The following is a 25,165-nucleotide window of genomic DNA, read 5'->3' as shown; positions in this document are numbered from 1 at the left end:
CAGATAACTGGAAACAGTAGTTTAATTCTTGGAAAATTGAGAAAATGCAGAAAATACATATAAAAAATCTGCATTTTCTCTTTTTTTTTCTACAATTTTGCTTTAAAATAAGAGTAATGGATTACGGGATAAAACGTATAATGAGTATAAGGAGTGAAAAGAATGATATCAAACCAGATTCTTCAGGATACAATAGACGGATTAAAAGGTATAACAAGAACTGACCTGTGCGTGTTGGACACAGAGGGAAAAGTGCTTGCGTCAACACTTAAGGATATAGATGACTGCGAGGATTCAGTTCGTGCATTTGTTGATTCACCAGCAGAGAGCCAGGTTGTAAGAGGTTATCAGTTCTTCAAGGTGTTTGACGATAACCAGTTAGAGCATATTCTCATGGCAAAGGGCGAGACCGATGATACATATATGGTCGGCAAGATTGCAGCATTTCAGATCCAGAACCTTCTGGTCGCATACAAGGAGAGATTTGACAAGGACAACTTTATCAAGAACCTTCTCTTAGACAATCTCCTTCTGGTTGATATCTACAACAGAGCAAAGAAGCTCCACATAGATACTGATGTGAGAAGAATCGTATTTATCATAGAGACAAAGAATGAGAAGGATACCAATGCACTTGAGACAGTACGTAATATCTTCTCAGCCAAGACAAAGGATTTCATCACTGCTGTGGACGAGAAGAACATCATTCTTGTCAAGGAAGTCAAGTCCAACGAGACATATGACGACATGAACAAGATTGCCAAGGTCATCGTTGACATGCTCAATACCGAGGCGATGTCATCTGTACATGTATCATTCGGAACAATTGTCAATGAGATAAAGGAAGTTTCACGTTCATACAAAGAGGCTAAGATGGCTCTGGATGTTGGAAAGATATTCTATGAGAACACAGATATCATAGCATACAGCAATCTTGGAATAGGACGACTTATTTACCAGCTTCCACTTCCTCTGTGCAAGATGTTCATCAGAGAGATATTTGACGGCAAGAGCCCTGATGAGTTTGACGAGGAGACTTTGTCAACTATCAACAAGTTCTTTGAGAACAGCCTGAACGTATCAGAGACATCAAGACAGTTGTACATCCACAGAAATACTCTGGTATACAGACTTGATAAGTTGCAGAAGAGCACAGGCCTTGATCTGAGAGTATTCGAGGACGCCATCACATTCAAGATCGCTCTTATGGTTGTAAAGTACATGAAGTACATGGAGTCACTGGATTATTAAAATGTCCGGTGGACAGTTATCTGGAATATAGATTGCATAGAAGCGGCAGCCTTACATATGGATATATGAAGACTGCCGCATCGTGTATTAATTTTAATTCACAAACTATACACAACAAAACAATCAATATGTAGTATAATGAAGCGTGGATGAAATGAATCAGAATCATCCGACTATGGACAAATGTAAGATAATGTACAGTTTATGCCGTAAAGAGGCAATATAGGAGACATGAGATGATAGAGTTAGAGAACGTGAGTATGACATACCCTGGGGGCAATCAGGCGCTCAAGAATGTGAACATCAATATAGAAAAAGGCGAGTTCGTATTTATAGTTGGAAGCAGTGGATCAGGCAAGACCACTCTGTTTAGGCTTCTGCTCAAGGAGCTCGATCCTACGGAGGGCAATATCACTGTTGCCGGATACGACTATGGCAAGATAAAGAGAAAAGATATACCGAAGGTCAGAAGAAGGATTGGAGTCGTATTCCAGAACTTCAGACTTCTCAAGGACAGGACTATATACGAGAATGTCGCATTTGCACAGAGAGTCATCCAGACCCCGGCGAGATATATCAGAAGACGAGTTCCGGCCATGCTGACGCTGGTTGGACTTGCAGACAAATACAAATCATACCCGAAGGAGCTCTCAGGTGGTGAGCAGCAGAGAGTTGCCATGGCGAGAGCACTGGTCAACAATCCTGACATCATACTGGCGGATGAGCCTACAGGAAATCTCGATCCTAAGAACTCATTGGATATCATGAACCTCCTTGAGGATATCAACAAGAGAGGAACCACAGTTGTCGTGGTAACCCACAACAAGGATATCGTCAATGAGATGAAGAAGAGAGTTATCACCCTGAAGAAGGGTGTAATTATCAGCGACGAGAAGGAAGGAGGATATATAGATGAAGATTAGTACATTTTTCTATATCCTCAGACAGGGCTTTGCAAATATAAGAAGAAATATTCTGTTCTCACTTGCATCACTTGGAACCATCATATCATGTCTGTTCCTCTTTGGAATCATATATGCGGTGGTTGTAAACTTCCAGTCCGGTATGCAGGAGCTTGAGAATACAGTTACAATATCAGTGTTCTTTGACGAGGATGTGTCGGACGACACGATACAGCTTATCGGATCACAGATAAGAACTCTGGATTATGTAAACACGATGGATTACGTGTCGGCGGATGACGCATGGAATAAATTTGTTGAGCAGAACTACGATGATCCACAGGCGGCAAAGAATGCATTTGGCGAGGACAATCCACTTAAGAATTCGGACTCATATGAGGTTACGCTCAAGGATGTGGCCAGACAGCCGGAGTTCGTGGCATTTGCCCAGGGGCTTTCAGGAGTCAGAAAGGTCAAGAGCTCTGACGTGACTGCGGACAGCATCACGACACTGTCATCCCTTGTCGGATATGCATCCATAGGAATAGTTGTGATACTGATGCTGGTATCTATCTTCCTTATAAGCAACACTATCACCATAGGTATCACGGTGCGAAAGGAAGAGATAGGGATCATGAAGCTGATCGGTGCGACAAATGTATTTGTACGGGCGCCGTTCATCATAGAGGGTGTGATCATAGGTGCGGTCGGTTCGGCTATACCACTGGTCCTTCTGTACTACATGTATGATAAGATACTGACATATGTTGCCGGAAGGTTTAAGGTTGTCACAACGCTGTTTGCATTTGTGAGCCAGCATGACCTGTTCAAGACCATGATACCGGTTGGACTTGTGCTTGGTATTGGTGTTGGACTGGTAGGAAGTATCCTTACCACGAGGAAGCATTTGAGAGTATGATATAATGAGCATTGCGACGGATGCGCTTGCGCAAGACGTCATAATGCGAATGCCCTCATTGAGCCGGCAGGCGATATAATATAATGAAGCACGCTGATGCGTGCGCAGGTCATCGCGCTCACGCACGACGACATAAGATATACTAGTTAATTGTTAGATGGGGATAACAAGGAGTAGTAGATTATGAAAAAGAAAGTCAATGTAAAAGGGAATATCAGAAGGATGGCATTGCTTGTTGCGGGATGTGTAGTCATGGGGGGCATGGCTGCGTCTCAGACCGGGGGAAATATGGCATATGCCATGACGAAGGAAGAGGCTGAGCGTCAGAAGGATGATGCCAGTGAAAACGAGAAGAATGCCAAGGACGTTCTGGATTCTCTGGAGGAACAGCAGAACAAGATCGTTCAGGACGTTGCGGATCTGGATGCCAAGATGACATCCGTCCAGACTCAGATAACGAGCCTGCAGGAGCAGACAGACGAGCTCCAGACGGAGATAGACACAACTCAGAAAAGTCTGGATGAAGCTCAGAAGGCAGAGGATGAGCAGTATGAGGCGATGAAGCAGAGAATACAGTATCTGTATGAGGAGGGGGAGACGGAATATGTCGATGCCCTGCTCACATCCATATCATTCAGCGATCTCCTGAACAAATCAGAGTATATAGACCAGATATCGGAATACGATCAGAGGCAGCTTGCAAAGCTGATCAAGACCAAGACAGATATTGCCAATTATGAGGCGCAGCTTGAATCTGACCTCAGACAGGTGGAGTCGGTCAAGACGGATCTGGAGAGTAACGAGGCTGAACTGCAGACCATTATAGATCAGAAGCAGGAAGAGATCACCAGATATGATGGTGATATAGAAGCCCAGAAGTCGTTGATGAACAAGTTCACTGTGGCCCGTGAGGAAGCCGAGAGACGTATCGCGGAGATATCCAGACAGGAGATGGGCAAGGCAAATGCAAATGGTACGGGTGCGTATACGAAAGATGGAAAGGTATACGACACCTCCAAATATAAGGGCAAATTCATGTGGCCGGTATCGACCGGAGGTGTTATCACGGATGAATTTGGTTACCGAGATGCTCCTACAGCGGGAGCAAGTACATATCATCAGGGAATTGATATAGGCTGTGATTATGGAACAGATATTGTTGCGGCGGAGGCCGGCACAGTCGTGATGTCCTGCTACAATGGCGGTGGTGGTAACATGGTCATGATCAGCCACGGCGGCGGAATATGTACGGTATATATGCACAACTCACAGCTATGTGTAAATGTTGGCGACAAGGTTGTGAAAGGTCAGGTCATAGCAAAGGCAGGAAGTACGGGTGTGTCGACAGGTCCGCATTGCCATTTTGGCGTGTCGATAGACGGAACGTATGTCAATCCGCATGACTTCCTTGGACAGTAGACCGGGCAGGGGATATGGAGAGATTCAGGTATTTGATGGCAATACAAGGTTAGGAGATAATGATATGAGGAAAATGTTGAAGAAGACAGTAGTGACAGCGGTGCTGGCAAGTACGGTGATCGGTCTGACGGGCTGCGGTACATCAGGTGTGTTCAGTGGCACACTCAGCGGCAAAACCGGCAGTTCCACCAAGATAACCTATGATGGCAATCTGTTGGATGCGGACGTACTTGACAAGACAGAGAAGATCGAGAGTATCATAGACAATTATTATTACAATGATATTGACGATGATACGATCAGGGAGGGCATATACAAGGGTATAATGGAATCCCTTGACGATCCGTATGCACAGTATTACACCAAGGAAGAGTATGCCAAGCTGCAGGAGGATGATTCAGGTGAGTATGCCGGAATCGGAGTTACGGTCAGCAAGGATGAGGATACGGGATATGTCCGTGCGGTAAATATCCTTGAGGGTGCACCGGCTGAGAAGGTGGATATACAGCCTGATGACATTATTGTACAGATAGATGATCACGAGATCACTACAGACGATGATCTTGACTACCTCGTATCACTCATAAGAGGTGATGCTGGAACTGATGTTACGCTGAAGATATACAGGGAGCGTGATAAGGCTTACCACGATGTCACCATCACCAGGGAGATCGTTGAGTACAGCACGGTATCATCATTTATGATAGACGACAAGATCGGATATGTGAGGATCACGCAGTTCATAGACAACACAGACGAGCTTTTCCAGAAGGCAGTTGAGGAGCTCAAGAATGAGGGCATGCAGGCACTGATGATCGATGTCAGAAGTGATCCGGGTGGAATGCTTACCACGGTCGTAAACATTTGCGACTATCTGCTCCCAGAGGGAACCATAGTGTCCATCAAGGACAAGACCGGCAAGGTTGTGGACGAGTATAAATCGACAGATGATGAATACCTCGATATGCCTATGGTAGTCCTGACAAATGAGTACAGTGCCAGTGCGTCAGAGATACTTACATCGGCACTCAAGGAATTCGGGGCTGCAACTGTTGTAGGAAAGAATACCTACGGTAAGGGAATCGTGCAGAGCGTTATACCACTTGGTGATGGCACAGCGATCAAGCTCACGACACAGAAGTATTTCACACACGACGGCAACGATATCCACAAGAAGGGTGTTGCGCCTGATATTGAAGTGGATCTTCCAGATGATTATACCTATGAGGATTTCCAGGGCAAGAATGACAGCCAGTACCAGAAGGGCATTGAGGTTTTGAAGGAGAAGCTGAAGTAGGGATTAAGATAGAGATTGGTATAAATATAGTTATATAATAGATTTCAATATTGAGTGGGTAGGGCAGATGACGTTACTGCGTTATATAAATTTGTCAGTGAAGTATCTGTTCGAATGCTATCGTATATGTAAAATGCATAAATAATTAAAACAACATAATTTTTAGATAATATGCAGCACAAAAGTGCTGCATATTGTGTTATACTAGGAAATGTTCAGAAATCTGTTATAAGTAATAAAAGGCAACAAAGGAGATATACATGGATAAGGAACTGATTATCGTATTGGACTTTGGCGGACAGTACAACCAACTGATCGCCAGACGTGTAAGAGAGTGTAATGTATATGCCGAAGTACATCCGTACACATTGCCGCTGGAGAAGATCAAGGAGATGAATCCAAAGGGAATCATCTTCACAGGCGGACCAAACAGCGTATACAAAGACGATTCACCTAGCTGCAGCAAGGAGATATTCGAACTGGGTATTCCTATTCTCGGAATATGTTACGGTTCACAGCTCATGGCTCATCTGCTGGGCGGCAAGGTCAGCACGGCCCCTGTCAGCGAGTATGGAAGAACAGAGGTTGAGGTTGACAAGACATCCAAGCTGTTTGCAGATGTGAATGACAAGACCATCTGCTGGATGAGTCACACAGATTATATTGCAGAGGTACCAGAGGGTTTCAAGAAGACAGCTTACACTCCTGTATGCCCAGTGGCAGCCATGGAGAATGCTGAGAAGAAGCTGTATGCGACTCAGTTCCACCCAGAGGTTATGCACACCGAGGAAGGTATGAAGATGCTCAGAGCATTTGTCATGGATGTATGCCAGTGTGCAGGCGACTGGAAGATGGATTCATTTGTAAAAGATACAATAGAGAGTCTCCGTGCCAAGATAGGCGATGGCAAGGTGCTGTGCGCCCTGTCAGGTGGTGTGGACTCATCAGTAGCTGCAGTTCTCCTGTCCAAGGCGATAGGCAAGCAGCTCACATGTGTGTTCGTAGACCACGGTCTTCTCCGTAAGAACGAGGGCGACGAAGTTGAGGCGGTATTCGGACCAGATGGACCTTACGACCTGAACTTCATCAGAGTAAATGCGCAGGACAGATTCTACAGCAAGCTTGCCGGAGTAACCGAGCCTGAGGCAAAGAGAAAGATAATAGGCGAGGAATTCATCCGTGTATTCGAGGAGGAGGCCAAGAAGATCGGTGCCGTTGACTTCCTCGTACAGGGAACCATATATCCTGATGTCATCGAGTCAGGCCTTGACAAGTCAGCGGTCATCAAGTCCCACCACAACGTAGGCGGACTTCCTGACTATGTAGATTTCAAGGAGATCGTGGAGCCACTCCGTCTTCTCTTCAAGGACGAGGTCCGCAAGGCCGGCCTTGAGCTTGGAATCCCAGAGTACCTGGTATTCCGTCAGCCATTCCCAGGCCCAGGCCTCGGAATCAGAATCATCGGAGAGGTCACAGCCGAGAAGGTCAAGATCGTTCAGGATGCCGACGCCATCTACCGCGAGGAGATCGCAAAAGCAGGCCTCGACAGAAGTCTCGGTCAGTACTTCGCAGCCCTGACTAATATGCGTTCAGTCGGTTGCATGGGAGATTTCAGAACCTACGATTATGCCGTAGCACTCCGTGCTGTAAACACAACAGACTTCATGACAGCAGATTGTTCAGAGATACCATTTGAGGTGCTTCAGAAGGTAATGAACAGGATTATCAATGAGGTCAAGGGAGTGAACAGGGTAATGTATGATCTGACTAGTAAGCCGCCTGGAACGATTGAGTTTGAATAAATCGAGTTGCTTAAAAAAGCCAGTGTTTATGCGGGTTTCAGCGATTTCGATTAGTCTTTTGATAACAAATTGATAACAGTCATAGCAAGTGCCATTATTCTTGTTATCCAGTGGTTTATGGGTAACGGAACAATTAACAGGTGGCTTGCAGACTAAAGTTCGGAGCTTGGCTCTGAACAAATTCCATATTATAAACTAAGCCCTTAGCTGTGGTTAATAACCATAGTTAAGGGCTTTTTTGTCGTTGCCAAAGCATCTGTAGGGAGCTGCCAGTGGCAGGTCCTGTAGGTGCTTATTTATCTTTCAAGTGGTCTTTGAATGCTTCCACGAGAGCGTCACTTAATTCCTGTGATGGAACTTTTGCCCAACGCTGTGTGGTGTCGAACTCTGGATAATGGTAACGCCAGTTATCGTATTCTTCTCTGTTGATTTCTTCGGAAGATAGCTTGTCTGCCTGTTCTTTCCAAGCATACAGCATTTTGAGGAGTTCATATGCTTCTCTGCCTTTGTCCTTGTTGACCTTTAAGCATACCTCTCCGTCTGCTTCACTGACAGTAAGACCGTAAATATCTTCAAGGGTAAACAGAGTGTGCATAAGACCGATATAGCTGTCTATGTCAGGAACATCAAGAGCCTGTGGAGAAACATCAAGCACCTGTGCCAATGCATTTGTAAGGTCTGCTTTCGGTTTGCGTGTACCAGTTTCGTACTGTGCCAAACGCACATCAGCACTCTTTTCTGGAAAACCGATTGCTGTACCGAGATACTTTTGTGTCATACCACGCATTAGTCTGAAAAAATGTATTCTTTCGCTGATAGCCATAATGATACGCTCCTTTTATATTTAGTGAAATAAGTATAGCAGAAATGTTTAGTGGAAGTCAAGAAAAACCGAAACAAAAATGTTTAATATTTTCTTTGCAACCACTTGACAATAGCAAATATGTTTAGTAAAATAAATTACGAATTAAACAAATATGCTTAATGCGACAACTGAATGACCGTCCGAAAAGCCAAACCGCCAAGACCTCGTCGGAGCAAGTTCCGTATCGTTCGCTTGTGTGCAAGCACAAAAGCTCATTCGCTGCACTGCTCCTCCTCTTCCCCAAAAGTCTCCGACTTTTCGGGAACCCCTATACGAGCGAGCGCCTGATGTACTGCGGTGCATTGGGACAGCACAGCGCCTGCCGACAAGCAGGAGTGCCTGTTGGAACTTTAACACGGAGAAAGCGGCAAGCAAAAAATTATTTTAAGAAAGGAAGAAAAAGGATATGGAAAACAGATTTATCCGAGCCGAAGATGTGGCTCAGGAACTAAACGTATCAAAACCTTATGCATATAAACTCATCAGACAATTAAATGAGGAATTGAAAGCAAAGGGCTTTATTACGATTGCAGGGCGTGTAAATCGCCAGTATTTTTACGAAAGGCTCTACGGAGCAGGAAAGGGGGAAATGTAAATGCCGGTATTTAAGAATGAAGATAACGGTACTTGGTATGTGATGGCAAGGTATGTGAACTGGAAAGGGGAACGCAAGCAGAAATGCAAGCGTGGCTTTGCTACCAAACGAGAAGCACAGGAATGGGAAAGAATGTTCAAATTGCAGACTTCTTCAGACCTTGATATGAGTTTTGAAGCCTTTACGGAGCTTTATATCAATGATGTGAAGAACCGTTTGAAGGAAAACACGTGGCTTACCAAAGAGCATATCATACGCACAAAGATACTTCCGTATTTCGGGAAACTGAAAATCAGCGAGATTTCCACAAAGGAGATTATTACTTGGCAGAATGAAATGCTTGCCTATCGTGATGAGAAGAAAAAGCCTTATTCACAGACGTATCTGAAAACGCTGCACAATCAGTTGTCCGCCATTTTCAATCACGCTGTCCGCTACTATGAACTGCGTTCCAATCCTGCGGCAAAGGTGGGAAATATGGGACGTGAGGAACACAAGGAAATGCTGTTCTGGACAAAGGAAGAATACAAGAAATTCTCTTTTGAGATGATGGACAAGCCTGTTTCCTTTTATGCGTTTGAAATGCTTTACTGGTGCGGTATCCGAGAGGGCGAGCTGTTAGCTTTGACTCCGGCAGATTTCAACTTTGATAAGGAAACAGTCACAATCAATAAATCCTATCAGCGTTTGAAAGGGCAGGATGTGATTACTTCTCCGAAAACGAAAAAGAGCAACCGCACGATTAAAATGCCGAAGTTTCTGTGTGAGGAAATGAAAGAATATCTCGGTATGCTTTACGGATTGAAGAAGAAAGACCGTATCTTTACGGTGACGAAAAGCTATCTTCATCACGAGATGGACAGAGGGGCAAAGGCGGCAGGCGTGAAGCGTATCCGCATTCACGATCTCCGTCACAGCCACATTTCACTCTTGATTGATATGGGCTTTTCTGCGGTGGCGATTGCTGACCGAGTTGGTCACGAAAGTATTGATATTACTTATCAGTACGCACACCTCTTTCCGTCAAAGCAGATTGAGATGGCAGAAAAATTAGATGATTTAGGGAAAGGAGATTTTGAAAATGTCAGCTAAGAACAGAGATAACAAAAATCGTTGGAGGAATATCACAGTAGGGTTTCGAGTATCGCCCGAAGAAAACGAACTCATTAACAGAGCTGTAGCTCTATCAGGATTGCCAAAACAGGAGTATTGTTACCGCCGTTGCTTAAATCAGGATGTGGTGGTACAGGGCAATCCGAGAGTGTATAAGGCGTTGAAAACGGAATTTGCCACAGTCCTTGCGGAACTGAAAAGGATTGAAGCAGGAAAAGGTGTGGATGATGAACTGCTGAGTGTAATAGAACTGATTTCCATTATTCTCGGCGGTTTGAAAGGAGAGGATGCGAATGGAGAATAAAAAAGAAATGACTATTCCAAATGTATCTGCGGCAACAGATGCGGAACAGTCACTTTCCAAATGTACTGACAATAGTATAGTCAATCAGGATACGGATTTCAAGGGGTACGAGCAATCTTTTGAAGAAATGCAAAGGGAAATACTCAGACAGTTAGACCCTTCCTATCTGAAAACAGTATCAATGACAACGCTGTATGATACGGTGTTTGAGGTTCAGACACCACTTATCGACGGTCTGCTCCAAAGGGGAACTTACCTTTTCGTAGGTTCCCCGAAAGTGGGAAAGAGCTTTATGATGGCACAGCTTGCCTATCATATCAGCACAGGCACACCGCTTTGGGAGTATAAGGTGCGTAAGGCAACGGTGCTTTATTTTGCCCTTGAAGATGATTACCCACGTTTGCAGAAGCGATTGTTTCAGATGTTCGGTGCAAAGGAGACAGGCAATCTGTATTTCGCAACGGAATGTAAAACGGTCAATGGCGGACTGGAAGAACAGATAAGAGGGTTTATGAGGGAACACCCAGACACAGGCTTGATTATCATAGACACCTTAAAGCGTGTGCGTGAAGCAGGCGGAGCAGATTACAGCTACGCAAGTGATTATGATGTTGTGGCAAGGCTGAAAGCGTTGGCAGACAGTTACAAGGTTTCAATGCTTATTGTTCATCATACACGCAAACAAAAATCGGAAGATATATTCGATATGATTTCAGGCACGAATGGTCTGATGGGTGCGGCAGACGGTGCATTTGTTCTCAGTAAGGACAAGCGTACTTCCAACAATGCCACACTTGATGTTGCTGGCAGAGACCAGCAGGATATGAAAATCCATCTTGTAAGGGACAGCGAGCGATTGGTGTGGAACTTTGCAAAATCGGAAACGGAGATGTGGAAAGAACCGCCCGAACCTCTGCTTGAGAAGATAGCGGATACGCTCTTTTCGGAAAGTGACAGATGGGAAGGAACTGCTTCGGAACTTTGCGAAAGGCTTGCGGTGGATATAAAGCCGAATGTACTTTCTTTAAGGCTCAGTATCAACGCAAGCAGGCTGTTTCGTGATTACGGTATCCGTTATCAGAACAGCCGCACACACGACGGAAGAAAGGTTTCACTTTGGAAAGAAACCGAGCAGACGGCGTGACAAACGGTGTCAAAGGTGTCAATGTTTTTGAGAGCAGCACGCTGTGAAAAACATTGTCACCATCGTCACACTTTGACACCGGATAAAGTTTAGGGGAGTGTGCAGAGAGTGCCTTTTCAAAGGCGGCTCTTTGGTCTCGCCTGCTGGCTCGGTCGGTTCGCAGGCGTGTGTGCCACCGGCACACGCTCACCCCTCGGAGAGCCTTCGGAGAACGCAAAACCTGTTTACAGGTCGCATTTTTGATGGGTGTACCCGTCAAAAGTGCTTTTGCGTTACTTTTGACAAAAGTAACAAAACCTGAGAATGTTGAAATTTACAGATGGGAGATGAAAAAATGCAGAGAACGATAAGTGCAATGGTCGGTAAAGGCTCGGTCAATCACAATAGCCGAAAGTTCCGAGCAGAAAATGTAGACGGAACTCGTACTCATCTCAATATCGACTACTGCAATGAAAATATAAAGACAGTTTATCACGAATTGTTTGATGAAGCATTGGAAAGATACAATGCCAAGCAGATAAGGTCAGACCGAAAGATAAAAGATTATTATGAAAAAATCCGAAGTTCCAAGCAGGAAAAACCGTTCCACGAAATCATTTTACAGGTGGGCGGTAAGGGAAATATGAACGCCGATACGGAAAACGGAGAACTGGCAAAGCAGATTTTAGATGAATACTATCAGGGTTTTCAGGAGCGAAATCCACAGCTTCGGGTGTTCTCGGCTCATCTGCATATGGATGAAGCTACACCACATCTGCACATAGATTTTGTACCTTTTACCACAGGCAGCAAGCGTGGACTTGATACAAGAGTGTCACTAAAGCAGGCTCTTGCAACGCAAGGTTTTAAGGGCGGCAGTCGTGGCGATACGGAGTGGTCGCAATGGATACAGTCCGAAAAAGAACAGCTTGCGGCGGTGATGGAACGTTATGGGATTGAGTGGGAACATTTAGGCACACACGAAAAACATCTTTCTGTTTTGGATTATAAAAAGCAGGAAAGAGAAAAAGAAGTGGCGGCATTAGGTGCGAAAATCGAGCAGAAACAGATTGAATTTGATGTGTTGTCGGAACGAGTATTGAACTATGATAAGGCAAAAGACGAGCTGTCAAATCTTGAAATAGAGCTTGATACTGCACCGAAATATCAGTTGCCAGAACCAGAGAAATTTATGACTGCAAAGGCATATAAAACCAAAATGGCAGAGCCGGTTGTAAGGAAATTGAAGCAACTTGTCAAAACGGTGCTTGCCCGCTGCTTTGAGGGGTGGGACAACTATCATAGGCTGAATACAGCGAATGCACAGTTATACCGCACCAATCAGCGTTTGGAGAAAGTCAATGAAAGATTGACCGAAGAAAACAAAATCCTAAAAGCAGAAAATAAAGATTACAGCCTGCTCCGTAAGGTTTTTGGTCGCAAACAGATAGATGATTTGTTGGAGCAGGCAAGAACAGTTAAAGGTCGCAAGCGTGATAATACACGATCACGATAGACAAAAATCACAGGAGGAAAAGGAAAATGACAAAGACAATTTTTGAAGAAATGGGCGGAACTTATAGACAGGTGGGTGATTATTTATTGCCGAACATCACAGTACCAGCCGAAGAAGAAATAGAGCCGATTGGTTTATGGGGGAAACGACATGCAAGGCATTTAAAGGAACACTATAAAGTGTTATATATGAACCTGCTGACAAGCGGAAAGCTGCATAGTTATCTTGCAGAAGTCGATAAGCAAGCAGAGGATATGTTTCTTCGACTGGTAAAGGAATATGCCGACAGACAAGATGTGACGGAACAATTAAAGAAAGATAATCCCTACGAATGGATTGGAAGAATGAATAATATTCAGGCTTGTGTGAGGGAAGTTGTAGGAACGGAGTTGATTTACACATAAGCGTTTTACGGTATGGTGCTCCTGCGTTTGCTGGAGTGCTGTGGTTGTGGTTGTAAAGAGGTTGTGAAAGATTGAATTTCGTAATGGTTGGATGTATAATTAGGAAGTGAAAATTTTAATTTGCACTTCCATAAGGTGAAATGTATTGACACAAAAAATACAGTATGATAGTATTGCCATTAGAAGAAAGAAAGGCACATTTTGTGTAAGGTGAGGAAATGATTAATAGATAATTTGATTTAAGTAAGACACATATAGTTATTGAGCCTGTAGAGAATAGGTTTGTTTTGTGTACGCTTAAGTTGGATTATCGCAAGAGGCATTTCCTTTGTTTTCCTTTTGGAAAAGAAATAAGGGGCTATTTAGCGAGTCTATTTTTGCGTATGCAAAAAAGACTCGTTTTTGTGTGTTCAAAATAATAATTGGCTCAGACTTCGAAAAGGAGAAACTTTAATGTTGCAGATAAAAAAATTAAATTTAACACATAAAAAAGACCTGAGAATAATTCTTAATGATTTCAACCTTGTGCTAAATGATGGAGATAAGGCAGTTATTATTGGAGAAGAGGGAAATGGGAAATCGACATTAATGAAGTGGATATACAATCCGTCGCTTGTAGAAAACTATATAGAAGCAGATGGGGAAAGGATAATGGGACACGAACGTCTTGGTTATCTTCCGCAGGAGATGCTCGATGAAGATAAGGAAAAAACAATATACGAATATTTTTCTGAAGAGGAAATATTCTGGGAGAAAACGCCTAAAGAATTGTCTGTTATTGCGGGAAAATTTGGAATGAAAAATGATTTTTTCTACAGTAACCAGACAATGGGTAGTCTTTCAGGAGGCGAAAAAGTCAAGACACAACTTATGAGGCTTTTCATTCGCGATGTTTCTGTGCTGTTGTTGGACGAACCTTCCAATGACATCGACATTGCGACGCTTACATTACTGGAAAAAATCATAAATGACTGGAAGCACATTGTGCTTTTTATTTCACACGATGAAACGCTGATAGAGCGTACTGCCAACATGGTGATACATATCGAGCAGATTATACGAAAAACAAAGGCGAGATATACCGTGGCAAAGCTTCCCTATAGACGCTATGTGGAAGAACGGCTTCATAAATTTGAAATCCAAAAACAGCGGGCACTGAGTGACCGTAGGGAGAAAAAGATTCGCGATGAAAAATATCAAAGAGTTATGCAGAGTGTACAAGGTGCATTAAGAAGTTGTACCAGACAAGCACCGTCTGTTGCCAAAAACTTAAAGGACAAAATGCATACGGTTAAGGCAATGGAACGAAGATTTGAAAAAGAAGATGAAAATATGACTCAGATGCCGGAACAGGAAGAAGCAATCTTTGTCAAATTAGGGGATGAAAACTCACACATTCCCGCAGGAAAAACGGTCATAGAATATGAACTTTCAAAGCTTGTGACTCCGGATGGCAAAAGAATTTTAGCAGAAGGAATTCATTTAAAAATAAAAGGTTCAGAAAAAATCTGTATGATAGGAGCCAACGGGGCAGGAAAAACGACTCTTCTAAAAAAGATAGCGGAAGAACTCCTAAATCGGAATGACATTAAAGCAGAATATATGCCTCAAACTTATGAAGACCTGCTGGATTTGGATGTTACACCGGTTGATTACCTTGATAAAACAGGAGATAAAGAAGAGCGTACAAGAATTAGAACATACCTTGGTTCACTTAAATACACACCAGATGAAATGGAGCATCCGATTCGGGAGTTATCAGGCGGACAAAAGGCGAAAGTGCTTCTCTTGAGGATGAGCTTAAGTGGTGCAAATGTTCTTATTCTGGATGAACCGACAAGAAATTTTTCACCATTGTCCGGTCCGGTAATAAGAAAAATGCTCCGAGAATTTCCGGGGGCTGTCATTAGCATTTCTCACGATAGAAAGTATATTGAAGAGGTGTGCGATAAAATATATCAGCTAAATCCTAATGGATTACAGCTAATTGGTGATTGATAACAAAAAGGATGAAAGACTGACAAATTTCAGGCTTTTAGTGAGTTGGAAAGCATACAAAGATTTGAATTTGGAGGATAGATTATGGTACGTACAGAAGATGCATGTGAAATTATAAAATATGCTTTGCAAAACGAAATTAAAGTATATTTAGATGGCGGATGGGGTGTTGATGCACTTCTTAAAAGAGAATCAAGAATACACAATGATATTGATTTGTTTGTTGAACTGAAACATTATCATGATTATATTTATGTGATTAAGCAGCATGGATTTGAGGAAGTAAATACTGATTATACAACGGATGGTCATACTGTCTGGAAAGATGATAAACAAAGAATCATTGATTTACATTGTTTTGAATTTACAGATGACGGAATTGTTTATGAGGGAGATATATTTCCATCAAAAACTTTTTCCGGTATTGGAAAAGTTGGAGATATAACTGTTTCTTGTATTGAACCATTGAGTCAGGTAATGCTTCATTTGGGATATGAACACGATAAAAATGATGTGCATGATGTGATGCTGTTGTGTGAAACATTTCAAATAGCAATACCAGATGAATATAAGGAAAAGTAAAATTTCAGTTTTGTGTTGAATCTCTAAGCAAAATAGCTTATAATTTGACATGCTACATATAGTTATTATCCACAGTTATCGAGTAGGTGTTATCAATGCCGATAACAAAATGATAACATTAGCTCGTATAGGCAGGATAATATGGATATATCAAATAATCAAAAGAACGAGAAACATTACAGAGAATAATTCCTAAACAAAAAGCGTTAGTCTTTGTAGAGTTTGAGTGATGAAATGAACTTGAAAAAGCCTTTATTTATGCTGATTGCAAGCAAATTTGTTTAAGTCTTGGCAACGATTTGGCAACATTTTGGGTATCACTCACTGAATAACAGAATACTTCAATAAGAGAAAAACCTTGCTGATTTTCAGATATGGAAACTGAACATCGGCAAGGTCTTTTTATGCTTATTTCTGCTTTTTCTTTTTAGACGCTTTCTTTTCTTCTTTCTCGATTTCCTGAAATTCTTTGGCAAGCATATCACTGACCGCCTGCGAGGGAACACTCCCCCAATGTCCAGAGGTGTCAAGTTCTGGGTACTTGTATCGCCACTGGTCGTATTCTTCTCTGCTAATCTCGCCCCGTTCCAGCTTGGCAGATTGTTCCTGCCATGCGTGGAACATTTTGAACATGGAGGAATAGGTGGAACAGTCGGACTTGTCCAACCGCAGACACACTTCCCCGTCAATCTCTCCGATTTTCAGTCCATACATATCTTCCAGCGCAAAAAGTGTGTGCATAAGCCCGATATAGCTGTCAATCTCCGGGACTGTGATTGCTCGTGGGCTGACATCAAAGATATTTGCCATTTCTTTTACAAGGTCTTGCTTCGGCGTTCTGGCTTCTGATTCATACTGTGCCATACGGACATCAGAGGTCTTTCCGAGAAAACCGAGGATTTCGCCTAACTGCTTTTGCGTCATGCCTTTCCGATTACGGAAAAAGCGGATTCGTTTGCCGATTGCCATAATAAAACCTCCGTTGTAGTTATAGTGATACAACCATTCTTGACTTAAACATTTCTGTTGAAGTTAGTATAACATTGTGCAATAGGAATAGCAAGAGGAACTTAAATAAAAAAAGTTAAGATTTTTCTGCAAACCACTTGACTTAACGGAATTTATTTAGTATCATGGATATAACTTAAACAAAAACAGTTAAATAAAGAAAGGAGAGGATAACTGAATGGCAGAAAAATCATTTATGACTGTGGAGGAAGTGGCAGCGGAACTGCGGGTGTCAAAGTCAAAAGCCTACCAGATTGTGCGGGAACTAAACGCAGAATTACAGAAACAGGGCTATCTGACGGTGGCTGGTCGTGTGAACGCTACATTTTTTCATAAAAAGGTTTGTTACAGCGATTAAGCGGAAAGGAGATGATTTGAATGGCTGTATACAAAGACAATGCTACAGGAACGTGGCGGGTAATCTATCGTTTCACGAATTGGAAAGGGGAGCGGAAGCAGACCCAGAAACGAGGATTTGCTACGAAGAGGGAAGCACAGGCGTGGGAACATGAAGCCATGCTGAAACAAGGTGCAAAGCTGGATATGACATTTGCCAGCTTCTTTGAGGTTTACGAAGCCGACAAGAAACAGCGTGTCAAGGAAAGCACATGGGAATCCAAAAGCCATGTAATCCGCACAAAGATTTTACCGTATTTCGGAAATCGGAAGATAGCGGAGATTGAAGCAAAAGACATTATCGCATGGCAGAATGAACTCATGGCGTACCGGGACGAGAAAGGGAAGCCTTATTCGGCGGATTATCTGAAAACCATACACGCCCAGCTTACAGCAATTTTCAACCATGCTGTGAACTTCTATAACCTGCCCTACAATCCGGCAAGGCGGGCCGGCACAATGGGAAATGAGGTTCCGAAAGAAATGGACTTCTGGACGAAAGAGGAATATCTGAAATTCTCCGAAGCCATGATGGATAAGCCCCGTTCCTATTATGCCTTTGAAATGCTTTACTGGTGCGGAATCCGCTCCGGCGAACTGCTGGCACTCACTCCGGCTGATTTTGATTTTCAGAAGCAGACAGTCACAATCAGCAAGACGTTTCACCGATCTAAAGGGCGGGATATTATCACAAGTCCGAAAACAAAAAAGAGTAACCGTACAATCAAAATGCCGCCATTTCTCTGTGAGGAAATACGGGAATATATCAAAATGCTTTACGACATTCAGCCAGACGAGCGGTTGTTTACGGTCACGAAATCCTATCTCAACCATGAGATGGAGCGAGGGGCGAAGCAGGCAGGAGTGAAAAAGATTCGTGTGCATGATATTCGTCATAGTGCGGTTTCTCTGTTAATCGACATGGGATTTTCGGTGTTGGCGATTGGGGAGCGCATGGGGCATGAAGCGGAGAAAATCACTTACCGCTATGCTCATTTATTCCCTACGGTGCAGACGGAAATGGCAGAAAAATTGGAAATGGAGCGAATGACAAAGGAGGATACAAATGGAAAGAACACTTGATTACAAAGGGCGGTGGCGCAATCATACAGTAGCGTTCCGGGTATCGAACGAGGAAGCGAATCTGCTTAACGATTTGGTGGCACTGTCGGGATTGACGAAGCAGGACTACATCACAAGGCGGCTGCTGTGCCGGGACGTGGTGGTACAGGGTAATCCGAGGGTGTATAAGGCTCTGAAAAATCAAATGGCGGCTATCTACGAGGAATTGAAGCGGCTGGAAGCATTAAGCCCGGACAATGACGAACTGCTCTATACGTTACAGGTAATCGGAATCACATTAGACGGTCTGAAAGGAGAAGATGAATGACAGAAAAAATAAAAACGACTGCTCCCGTATTATCTGTTGGCGCAGATAGGGAACAGCCGAATACAAAAAATCACAAAGAAATTATAGCAAATGAAACAGCACAAATCAATCTGCAAGCCGCACAAAACCCGGAGAAATCCAGGAGCGGCGGGCTTCAAATCGTTTCCATGACGGAACTGTATGATACCGTATATCCACCGAGAACACCGGTTGTGGACGGGTTTCTCTACGGCGGTACTTACCTCTTTGTAGGTGCGCCGAAAGTTGGAAAATCGTTCTTTATGGGGCAGCTTGCCTACCATGTGGCAATGGGGCTTCCACTGTGGGATTATCCCGTCCGAAAGGGGACGGTGCTGTATCTGGCACTGGAAGATGATTACGCAAGGCTTCAGCGCCGACTCTCCGGTATGTTCGGTGTGGAATGTGCGGATAACCTGTACTTTGCGACACAGGCAAAGACCTTGAATGAGGGATTAGACAGGCAATTAGAGGAATTTCTGAAAGAGCATACAGACGCAAGGCTGATTATCATTGACACGCTCCAGAAAGTGCGTGAGGTTGGCGGGGACAGGTACAGCTATTCCAGTGATTACGAGATTGTGACAAAGTTAAAATCGTTCAGCGATAAATACGGTATCTGCCTGCTGGTGGTTCATCACACACGCAAGCTGGAATCCGAGGACAGCTTTGATATGATTTCCGGCACAAATGGGTTGCTTGGAGCGGCAGACGGGGCGTTTATCATGCACAAGAAAAAGCGTACTGACAATGAGGCGGTGCTGGATATTGTGGGGCGTGACCAGCCGGATCAGGAACTGACCATAGAGTTTGACCGGGAGTGCTGCGTCTGGAAATTTAAAAAGGCGGAGACGGAACTGTGGAAACAACCGCCGAATCCTCTGCTGGAAGCAATCAACAATTTTCTGACAGAGGATAAGCCGGAATGGGAGGGGACAGCAACAGAACTTGTGAGCCAGTTGCCGGATATGCAGATACAGGCAAACGTGCTTTCCAGAAAATTGAATGTAGTCAATAGTCAGTTGCTTAATAACTATGGAATTTTCTATGACAATAAGCGAGGGCATGAAAGGAAGATTGTTCTGAAACGGCTTGAGCCGAGAGAGTAAAAGCGACGATATGCGTCGGTTGCGACGGTATTTTTTACAGTGGGCTGGTATAGAAAATATTGACGCTATCGACGCAAACCGACGCAGAAAGGATTAAGTGATGAAAAACGTGCAAATTCCTTATGAATTGTTTGTATCTCTGCTCCGCTATCATCTAATGGAAGATGATGATTGTCTGAATGAAATCCGGCAGGGATTGGAGCAGAAATTGGATTCTCTGGTGCGCCATGAATTATATGCGAAATATAAGACTGCGCCCACACAGGAAGAACGGGAAAATGCCAGACAGGAATATCTGGAAAAACGTGGAGTGCCGGATAGCTTCCGCTGGTAGTTTTCCTTTGATGATAACAGACAGGAGCGTGTCACGCTCCTGTGGATAGCAGATAACGAGAAAGGTGTGATTTGATGATAATTCAGCCGGAATGGGGAACCCGGAACGTGAACAAATATTTTTACGAAAATGAAGCCCGTAGGATTGCCGCATTCAATGAAATCTTTGGAGATGTGGAACTGACTGCGGCAGAAATGCGGACGCTGGTATGGCTGTGTGGGTGGGAGGAATGTACAGTAGAAAACGTACTTTCGGCTATCCGAAAAGCTATGGCGGAAGCAAAGCGGCGGGAACAGCCGCCCGTCCGTAGGACGGAAAAGCCCTCGGCAGAGCGCAAAGGCAGCTTTTGATGGACGGAACGGCTGTCAAAAGTGCTTTTGCGTTACTTTCGGCGAAAGTAACAAAGCTTATGCGCCGTATCCGGCGCTGATTACCCGAACAGGGAGAAAGGATATTGATTGAAGCGAACAATCAGCTTTATGACAGGAAAAGGCTCTGTCAACCATAACAGCAGAAAATTTCATGCAAAGAATACTGACCCGGAAAGAAGCTGTCGGAACGTGGAATACTGCAACGAAAATATTAAGGACGTATATCACGAATTGTTTGATGAAGCACTCGCCCGGTACAATGAGAAGCAGACTAGAAGTGACCGCCGGATTGATGATTATTATGGGAAAATCTGTTCCGGCAAGCAGGAAAAACCATTCCATGAGATTATCCTGCAAATCGGGGATAAGGACAACATGGGAGCGAAAACGGAGAACGGACAGCTTGCGGTAAAAGTGTTGGATAAATATATGCAGGACTTTCAGCAACGAAATCCTACGTTGAGGGTGTTCAGTGCCTATCTTCATATGGACGAAGCAACGCCCCACTTGCATATAGATTTTGTACCGTATACGACAGGAAGCAAGCGGGGACTTGATACAAGAGTTTCTTTGAAACAGGCGTTATCTGCTCTCGGATTTAAAGGCGGCGCAAGACGGGAAACGGAATTAAATCAGTGGGTGGCTTATGAGAAAGAACAGCTTGCCGCTGTCATGCTGGAACATGGGATTGAGTGGGAGAAGAAAGGCACACATGAAAAGCATTTATCTGTCTTGGATTTTGAAAAAAAGGAGCGGGCAAAGGAAGTTGCAGAACTGGAAACGAAAAAAGCGGAATTGCAGGAAGAAAACGCTACTTTTCAAGAAATCAACGAAGATTTGCATGAACAGTTGTTACAGGTTGATGATGAGATTCGTTCCTTACAGGAAGATTTGCAGGAGTCCCGGCAGGAAGCAGAGAAAGCACAGAAACAGGCGGACAAATATCAGAAGCGCATGAATGAACTTGCTCCTATGGTAAAGAACATGGAAAAGCTGGCGGCAGACTTTTCCGCAGATCCGGAGCAGACGCTTCCAGAAGCGGCGGTTATGGAATCTGCAAAGTCGTATCGGGAAAAGAAAGCAAAACCGCTGGTAAAGAAAATTGTACAAGTTATGCGCTCCGTTTATTCGGCATATCTGGATATTTCAAATAAGTTTACAAAGCTGCAAGCGGCGTATAACAGGGAACGGAGCGGAAACGAGCGACTGACAAACAGGCTGGAAGAAGTTTTGGAGGAAAACCGGGAATTGAGGATAGTGGTGGAAGATTTTGGGCGTATAAAAGCTGTGGTCGGCTCTGAACAGGTTAATGCTGTGATTGACCGGGTAAAGCAGCAGGAACAGATAGAAGCCGAGCAGAAACGGGCTGCAAGGAGAAAACATAATCGGGAAGCCCGCTGACAGGCGGAGGGCTGCTTAAAGACCTCTTAGCTGCATGAAGCGAATCCCCGCCAGTTAGTCAAGAGTGGCGTAGCCGTTAATTTACTCTTGACTGGCTGGTGGGGATTTGCTATTTCCATTTACTCTTTCAAACGAAGAAGTTATAATTAAAATATAAAGGCTGAAGAAAGGTTAAGGGAGAATGGATATTACAAAGGAATTAAAAAAGGATGGTATGTTACTAAAAAAGATTCCTAAAAAGGAACAAACGATAGATATTTGCAAAATGGCTATTAGACAGAATCCTTTAGCTTTACAATTTGTGTCCAGAAAATGTTTGGATTCAAAAATGTGCTTGGCAGCGGTAAAAAAGGATGGACAGGCATTTCGGTATGTTCCTAGTCAATTTATTACGAGGAAAATGTGCGAATTGGCAGTTGAGGCAGACCCGGAACTTTTGAATAATGTACCAGAGAATTTTAGGACATTGAGAATTTGTATAAATGCTATTAAAAAAGATGTAAGTACTTTATCATATGTATCACGAGAAAAAAGATATGAATTGTTTGACAATAACACAGAAATTGATTTAATTAAAAAGGTTGTAGAGCATAATTCTAAATGGTTAATGTATATGCCTAACCGCCCAGATGTGAGGGCGTTTTGTATAAGTTGTATGGAAGAAGATTTTTCTGTTGCACAGTATATGCCAGAGCAGATAAAAATTGCTGATGATATTCTGAACTATCAAAAAACGAAAGGAAAATTACATTTTATACACAAGTATTATAATTCCGAAGAAGGAAAATTTTGTGTAAAAATTAAGGTTGTATGTGGACAACATGCCTCAATATTTGATGAAAATGAGATGATAGAAGAATCATATTGTGTTGTGATGGAATTTGGAGACTTTGACAAGTTTTATAGCTTTTTAGATGGAGATCTTTTTGATGCAGAATTAAGAAATTTTGATTTTAAAGGAATAGATTTAAAGCAATATAATATTGATGGTGCTACTATCAATAGTGAAATATTGCAATTACAAGGATTATATGACGGGACATATTTTTCATCTATTAAAAAGATTTTGGAAACAGATTCAGATGAATTTATGGGAAGTAATGAGATTATGATACCTAATGAATTTTGTTATCCCAAACCTATAGATGATGATGAACATGAGCGATTTGATATTAGTCATATTCCGTTTTTTTATATTAGTGACATTCACTTAGCACATCGAGTTTGCAATAAATTTAAGGATAAGGCAACAAAAGAAGAAATACGCTCATATATAAAGTATTTAGCAAGAAGTATGGTTTCTTCCATTGGAACCAGGCCATATAATAGCTATTTGCTGATTGCAGGAGATACTTCATCTATTTTTGAGTTTGCCGCTATTTTTTATAACGAACTTATACAGTGGTGGAATCCAAATCAGATAGTGGTTGTGCCTGGTAATCACGAATTATGGGATCCTTGTATTGACATGGAAGATAATATAGAAATATATAGGAAATTTTTTGATGATTTAGGTATAATATTTTTACAAAATGATTTAATGTGTGTAGAAGATAGGAAAAAATGTGAGATATTCAGTGAAGTAGAAATATTGAAAATGAGTGAAGAAGAAATAAGGAGCAAGTCTCAATGTTGTTCGGTCATTATTTTGGGTGGAATAGGATTTAGTGGTTTAAATGAAAAATTCAATGCCTCAAATATTCGATATGGGAAAAGTTTTGATGAATTATCAAGAGAAGCAGCTTTGAGGAAAGATATACAAGAGGCAATTCGTTTTAATACGATATACACCAAAATATTAAAAAGCTTAGACAAAAGCAGAGTTATTGTCCTTACACACGTCAAAAAAGGAGACTGGAATACTGAACCACATAATCCGTATTGGATATATTTGAATGGGCACAATCACCAAAACTTTTATGAAGTGAGCGATAGAAGAACTATATATGCTGATAACCAAATTGGATATAGAACAAAGAATATTGGGTTAAAATATTTCTATTGTGATAATAATTATGATATATTTGCTTATTATCAAGACGGAATACATGAAATAACACGGGAGCAGTATATTGATTTTAACAGAGGGAAATTGGTTTCCATGTCATTTAAAAGGGAAGATGGAACAATTTATATGCTAAAAAGAAATAGTATATATTTATTTTTGATATACTGTGAATACTCCAAACGTTCAAGAGGAAAATCACTATATCTTATGAATGGTGGAAAGTTGGGGAGATTAGGACGAAATAGGATAGAGGATTTAGCTTATTATTATGATAACCTCAAAAAATATGTGGAAAATGTAAATCAACTACTATACAGGTACGTGGGAGGTCAACAGAGAATTTCCGAATTTATCAAACATCTTGGCGGTTCTGGAAAGATACATGGTTGCATTGTTGATGTAGAAAGACCTAATGAATTAGAAGGATTTTCATATTGTCATTTGTTTGTTAATCCGATAGATGGGAAAGTGACACCATATTTTGCTTATGATGTAAAATCAAGAATTGTATACAAAGATTTTAAGGCTTTACTGCAAGCACATGATAGTTGCAAGTTAATGGCTAATAATTATTTGAGGCTTGAAAAAGAATCTGTGCATAATTTACCGACTATTCAGTATTCGGGGCAGATGGAAGAATGGGAAAATGAAGATTCCATGTATGATGAGGGAGGTTATCTATATAAAATTTCTCGAATTATAAAAAGTTTACAGTATTGTGCGGAGAAAAATATTGTACGTCTTTGGAATGAAGAATTACTCAATTACGATTTTGTAAATAGGATTAAACAATCGAACAAAATTGACGAAATTGTAGATGACAGACTAATGATTGATGAAAAGAGTATTTAATGGTAATGTTACGTTTTAGACATTCTGAAATGCTTGTTTTGTAAGGAATTTCAAACGCTGTGGGAGAGGGTGTGATACTTTATACCTATATCCTCGAAAACGGGCTTCTATTGCGTAACATTTCAAAAATGTATTGTCAATCTGCGAAGATTTGCTATAATAAAGGCGTGGCAACATTTTGGCAACAG

Annotated in this window: 24 protein-coding genes; 22 read left to right on the top strand and 2 right to left on the bottom strand. The window is 42.3% G+C overall.

Features of this window, described 5'->3' with window-relative positions; all coding sequences use genetic code 11:
- Positions 1 to 162: 162 nt before the first annotated feature.
- The 6 genes from DW025_RS03290 to guaA all read left to right on the top strand — a co-directional run bounded on the left by DW025_RS03290 (position 163) and on the right by guaA (position 7,590).
- Positions 163 to 1,251 carry a PucR family transcriptional regulator gene (locus DW025_RS03290; protein ID WP_055224350.1) on the top strand — a complete coding sequence of 363 codons (1,089 nt, stop codon included), beginning with the start codon at positions 163 to 165 and terminating at the stop codon, positions 1,249 to 1,251.
- A gap of 236 nt (positions 1,252 to 1,487) precedes the next feature.
- Positions 1,488 to 2,174 (top strand): cell division ATP-binding protein FtsE, encoded by a 687-nt coding sequence (ftsE, locus tag DW025_RS03285; RefSeq protein WP_022216898.1) that lies wholly within the window; start codon positions 1,488 to 1,490, stop codon positions 2,172 to 2,174.
- The gene (gene ftsX, locus DW025_RS03280) at positions 2,164 to 3,072 is read left to right on the top strand and encodes a permease-like cell division protein FtsX (RefSeq protein ID WP_119998681.1); all 909 of its coding nucleotides are present in this window, start codon (positions 2,164 to 2,166) and stop codon (positions 3,070 to 3,072) included. Before ftsE ends, ftsX begins: the two co-directional genes overlap by 11 nt.
- Positions 3,073 to 3,255: 183 nt before the next feature.
- Positions 3,256 to 4,491 carry a murein hydrolase activator EnvC family protein gene (locus DW025_RS03275; protein ID WP_119998679.1) on the top strand — a complete coding sequence of 412 codons (1,236 nt, stop codon included), beginning with the start codon at positions 3,256 to 3,258 and terminating at the stop codon, positions 4,489 to 4,491.
- 64 nt (positions 4,492 to 4,555) lie between these two features.
- Positions 4,556 to 5,788, top strand: coding sequence for a S41 family peptidase (locus DW025_RS03270; RefSeq protein ID WP_119998677.1), 1,233 nt, complete (start codon positions 4,556 to 4,558; stop codon positions 5,786 to 5,788).
- 260 nt (positions 5,789 to 6,048) lie between these two features.
- The gene (gene guaA, locus DW025_RS03265; RefSeq protein WP_055147204.1) at positions 6,049 to 7,590 is read left to right on the top strand and encodes a glutamine-hydrolyzing GMP synthase; all 1,542 of its coding nucleotides are present in this window, start codon (positions 6,049 to 6,051) and stop codon (positions 7,588 to 7,590) included.
- Positions 7,591 to 7,882: 292 nt separating this feature from the next.
- Here guaA and DW025_RS03260 read toward each other — a convergent pair whose 3' ends face one another.
- Complete coding sequence (locus tag DW025_RS03260) at positions 7,883 to 8,413, bottom strand: helix-turn-helix domain-containing protein (RefSeq protein ID WP_009247529.1); 531 nt, start codon at positions 8,411 to 8,413, stop codon at positions 7,883 to 7,885.
- A gap of 448 nt (positions 8,414 to 8,861) precedes the next feature.
- On the opposite strand from DW025_RS03260, the gene DW025_RS03255 reads away from it, so the two are divergent.
- From DW025_RS03255 to DW025_RS03220, 8 genes are all read left to right on the top strand, one after another.
- Positions 8,862 to 9,050 carry a transcriptional regulator gene (locus tag DW025_RS03255; RefSeq protein WP_009247528.1) on the top strand — a complete coding sequence of 63 codons (189 nt, stop codon included), beginning with the start codon at positions 8,862 to 8,864 and terminating at the stop codon, positions 9,048 to 9,050.
- Entirely contained in the window at positions 9,051 to 10,142 is a 1,092-nt protein-coding gene (locus tag DW025_RS03250; RefSeq protein ID WP_009247527.1) for a site-specific integrase, read from the top strand.
- Positions 10,132 to 10,467, top strand: a complete 336-nt coding sequence (locus DW025_RS03245; RefSeq protein WP_009247526.1) for a plasmid mobilization protein — start codon at positions 10,132 to 10,134, stop codon at positions 10,465 to 10,467. Before DW025_RS03250 ends, DW025_RS03245 begins: the two co-directional genes overlap by 11 nt.
- Positions 10,457 to 11,611, top strand: a complete 1,155-nt coding sequence (locus DW025_RS03240) for an AAA family ATPase (RefSeq protein WP_009247525.1) — start codon at positions 10,457 to 10,459, stop codon at positions 11,609 to 11,611. Before DW025_RS03245 ends, DW025_RS03240 begins: the two co-directional genes overlap by 11 nt.
- Before the next feature lie 355 nt (positions 11,612 to 11,966).
- Entirely contained in the window at positions 11,967 to 13,106 is a 1,140-nt protein-coding gene (locus tag DW025_RS03235) for a plasmid recombination protein (RefSeq protein WP_019190307.1), read from the top strand.
- A 26-nt stretch (positions 13,107 to 13,132) separates the two neighbouring features.
- Complete coding sequence (locus DW025_RS03230) at positions 13,133 to 13,510, top strand: TnpV protein (RefSeq protein ID WP_009247523.1); 378 nt, start codon at positions 13,133 to 13,135, stop codon at positions 13,508 to 13,510.
- Positions 13,511 to 13,963: 453 nt separating this feature from the next.
- Positions 13,964 to 15,508: an ATP-binding cassette domain-containing protein gene (locus tag DW025_RS03225; protein ID WP_009247522.1), complete on the top strand. Its 1,545-nt coding sequence runs from the start codon at positions 13,964 to 13,966 to the stop codon at positions 15,506 to 15,508.
- 84 nt (positions 15,509 to 15,592) lie between these two features.
- A complete protein-coding gene (locus tag DW025_RS03220; RefSeq protein ID WP_009247521.1) occupies positions 15,593 to 16,090 on the top strand; it encodes a nucleotidyltransferase domain-containing protein in 498 nt (165 codons plus the stop codon).
- Positions 16,091 to 16,498: 408 nt separating this feature from the next.
- Here the strand turns inward: DW025_RS03220 and DW025_RS03215 are convergent, their stop codons facing one another.
- Positions 16,499 to 17,059, bottom strand: a complete 561-nt coding sequence (locus DW025_RS03215) for a helix-turn-helix domain-containing protein (RefSeq protein ID WP_021869172.1) — start codon at positions 17,057 to 17,059, stop codon at positions 16,499 to 16,501.
- A 217-nt stretch (positions 17,060 to 17,276) separates the two neighbouring features.
- Between DW025_RS03215 and DW025_RS03210 the strand changes: the two genes are divergently transcribed.
- The 8 genes from DW025_RS03210 to DW025_RS03175 all read left to right on the top strand — a co-directional run bounded on the left by DW025_RS03210 (position 17,277) and on the right by DW025_RS03175 (position 24,977).
- On the top strand, positions 17,277 to 17,456 hold the full coding sequence (locus tag DW025_RS03210; protein WP_021869173.1) for a DNA-binding protein: 180 nt from the start codon (positions 17,277 to 17,279) through the stop codon (positions 17,454 to 17,456).
- A 20-nt stretch (positions 17,457 to 17,476) separates the two neighbouring features.
- Positions 17,477 to 18,577 carry a site-specific integrase gene (locus tag DW025_RS03205; RefSeq protein WP_021869174.1) on the top strand — a complete coding sequence of 367 codons (1,101 nt, stop codon included), beginning with the start codon at positions 17,477 to 17,479 and terminating at the stop codon, positions 18,575 to 18,577.
- On the top strand, positions 18,561 to 18,884 hold the full coding sequence (locus DW025_RS03200) for a plasmid mobilization protein (protein ID WP_021869175.1): 324 nt from the start codon (positions 18,561 to 18,563) through the stop codon (positions 18,882 to 18,884). Before DW025_RS03205 ends, DW025_RS03200 begins: the two co-directional genes overlap by 17 nt.
- Complete coding sequence (locus DW025_RS03195; protein ID WP_055168131.1) at positions 18,881 to 20,011, top strand: AAA family ATPase; 1,131 nt, start codon at positions 18,881 to 18,883, stop codon at positions 20,009 to 20,011. The genes DW025_RS03200 and DW025_RS03195 overlap by 4 nt, the downstream gene beginning before the upstream one ends.
- A 100-nt stretch (positions 20,012 to 20,111) precedes the next feature.
- Complete coding sequence (locus tag DW025_RS03190) at positions 20,112 to 20,345, top strand: hypothetical protein (RefSeq protein ID WP_055168133.1); 234 nt, start codon at positions 20,112 to 20,114, stop codon at positions 20,343 to 20,345.
- A 74-nt stretch (positions 20,346 to 20,419) separates the two neighbouring features.
- Entirely contained in the window at positions 20,420 to 20,695 is a 276-nt protein-coding gene (locus DW025_RS03185; protein ID WP_021869279.1) for a hypothetical protein, read from the top strand.
- 129 nt (positions 20,696 to 20,824) lie between these two features.
- The gene (locus DW025_RS03180) at positions 20,825 to 22,117 is read left to right on the top strand and encodes a plasmid recombination protein (RefSeq protein ID WP_119998675.1); all 1,293 of its coding nucleotides are present in this window, start codon (positions 20,825 to 20,827) and stop codon (positions 22,115 to 22,117) included.
- Positions 22,118 to 22,298: 181 nt separating this feature from the next.
- On the top strand, positions 22,299 to 24,977 hold the full coding sequence (locus DW025_RS03175) for a DUF4116 domain-containing protein (RefSeq protein WP_055168137.1): 2,679 nt from the start codon (positions 22,299 to 22,301) through the stop codon (positions 24,975 to 24,977).
- Positions 24,978 to 25,165: the final 188 nt, after the last annotated feature.

The sequence above is a fragment of the Coprococcus sp. AF38-1 genome (assembly GCF_003603945.1).
GTDB classification, from domain to species: Bacteria; Bacillota; Clostridia; order Lachnospirales; family Lachnospiraceae; genus Coprococcus; species Coprococcus aceti.
Note: the sequence above shows the minus strand (reverse complement) of the source record. Positions and strands in the feature narration are given on the sequence as shown.

What these genes read in the sequence shown, in the direction of transcription:
- DW025_RS03290 (WP_055224350.1), top strand. Translation starts at nt 163, where the DNA reads ATGATATCAAACCAGATTCTTCAGGATACAATAGACGGATTAAAAGGT.
- ftsE (WP_022216898.1), top strand. Translation starts at nt 1,488, where the DNA reads ATGATAGAGTTAGAGAACGTGAGTATGACATACCCTGGGGGCAATCAG.
- ftsX (WP_119998681.1), top strand. Translation starts at nt 2,164, where the DNA reads ATGAAGATTAGTACATTTTTCTATATCCTCAGACAGGGCTTTGCAAAT.
- DW025_RS03275 (WP_119998679.1), top strand. Translation starts at nt 3,256, where the DNA reads ATGAAAAAGAAAGTCAATGTAAAAGGGAATATCAGAAGGATGGCATTG.
- DW025_RS03270 (WP_119998677.1), top strand. Translation starts at nt 4,556, where the DNA reads ATGAGGAAAATGTTGAAGAAGACAGTAGTGACAGCGGTGCTGGCAAGT.
- guaA (WP_055147204.1), top strand. Translation starts at nt 6,049, where the DNA reads ATGGATAAGGAACTGATTATCGTATTGGACTTTGGCGGACAGTACAAC.
- DW025_RS03260 (WP_009247529.1), bottom strand. Translation starts at nt 8,413, where the DNA reads ATGGCTATCAGCGAAAGAATACATTTTTTCAGACTAATGCGTGGTATG.
- DW025_RS03255 (WP_009247528.1), top strand. Translation starts at nt 8,862, where the DNA reads ATGGAAAACAGATTTATCCGAGCCGAAGATGTGGCTCAGGAACTAAAC.
- DW025_RS03250 (WP_009247527.1), top strand. Translation starts at nt 9,051, where the DNA reads ATGCCGGTATTTAAGAATGAAGATAACGGTACTTGGTATGTGATGGCA.
- DW025_RS03245 (WP_009247526.1), top strand. Translation starts at nt 10,132, where the DNA reads ATGTCAGCTAAGAACAGAGATAACAAAAATCGTTGGAGGAATATCACA.
- DW025_RS03240 (WP_009247525.1), top strand. Translation starts at nt 10,457, where the DNA reads ATGGAGAATAAAAAAGAAATGACTATTCCAAATGTATCTGCGGCAACA.
- DW025_RS03235 (WP_019190307.1), top strand. Translation starts at nt 11,967, where the DNA reads ATGGTCGGTAAAGGCTCGGTCAATCACAATAGCCGAAAGTTCCGAGCA.
- DW025_RS03230 (WP_009247523.1), top strand. Translation starts at nt 13,133, where the DNA reads ATGACAAAGACAATTTTTGAAGAAATGGGCGGAACTTATAGACAGGTG.
- DW025_RS03225 (WP_009247522.1), top strand. Translation starts at nt 13,964, where the DNA reads ATGTTGCAGATAAAAAAATTAAATTTAACACATAAAAAAGACCTGAGA.
- DW025_RS03220 (WP_009247521.1), top strand. Translation starts at nt 15,593, where the DNA reads ATGGTACGTACAGAAGATGCATGTGAAATTATAAAATATGCTTTGCAA.
- DW025_RS03215 (WP_021869172.1), bottom strand. Translation starts at nt 17,059, where the DNA reads ATGGCAATCGGCAAACGAATCCGCTTTTTCCGTAATCGGAAAGGCATG.
- DW025_RS03210 (WP_021869173.1), top strand. Translation starts at nt 17,277, where the DNA reads ATGGCAGAAAAATCATTTATGACTGTGGAGGAAGTGGCAGCGGAACTG.
- DW025_RS03205 (WP_021869174.1), top strand. Translation starts at nt 17,477, where the DNA reads ATGGCTGTATACAAAGACAATGCTACAGGAACGTGGCGGGTAATCTAT.
- DW025_RS03200 (WP_021869175.1), top strand. Translation starts at nt 18,561, where the DNA reads ATGGAAAGAACACTTGATTACAAAGGGCGGTGGCGCAATCATACAGTA.
- DW025_RS03195 (WP_055168131.1), top strand. Translation starts at nt 18,881, where the DNA reads ATGACAGAAAAAATAAAAACGACTGCTCCCGTATTATCTGTTGGCGCA.
- DW025_RS03190 (WP_055168133.1), top strand. Translation starts at nt 20,112, where the DNA reads ATGAAAAACGTGCAAATTCCTTATGAATTGTTTGTATCTCTGCTCCGC.
- DW025_RS03185 (WP_021869279.1), top strand. Translation starts at nt 20,420, where the DNA reads ATGATAATTCAGCCGGAATGGGGAACCCGGAACGTGAACAAATATTTT.
- DW025_RS03180 (WP_119998675.1), top strand. Translation starts at nt 20,825, where the DNA reads ATGACAGGAAAAGGCTCTGTCAACCATAACAGCAGAAAATTTCATGCA.
- DW025_RS03175 (WP_055168137.1), top strand. Translation starts at nt 22,299, where the DNA reads ATGGATATTACAAAGGAATTAAAAAAGGATGGTATGTTACTAAAAAAG.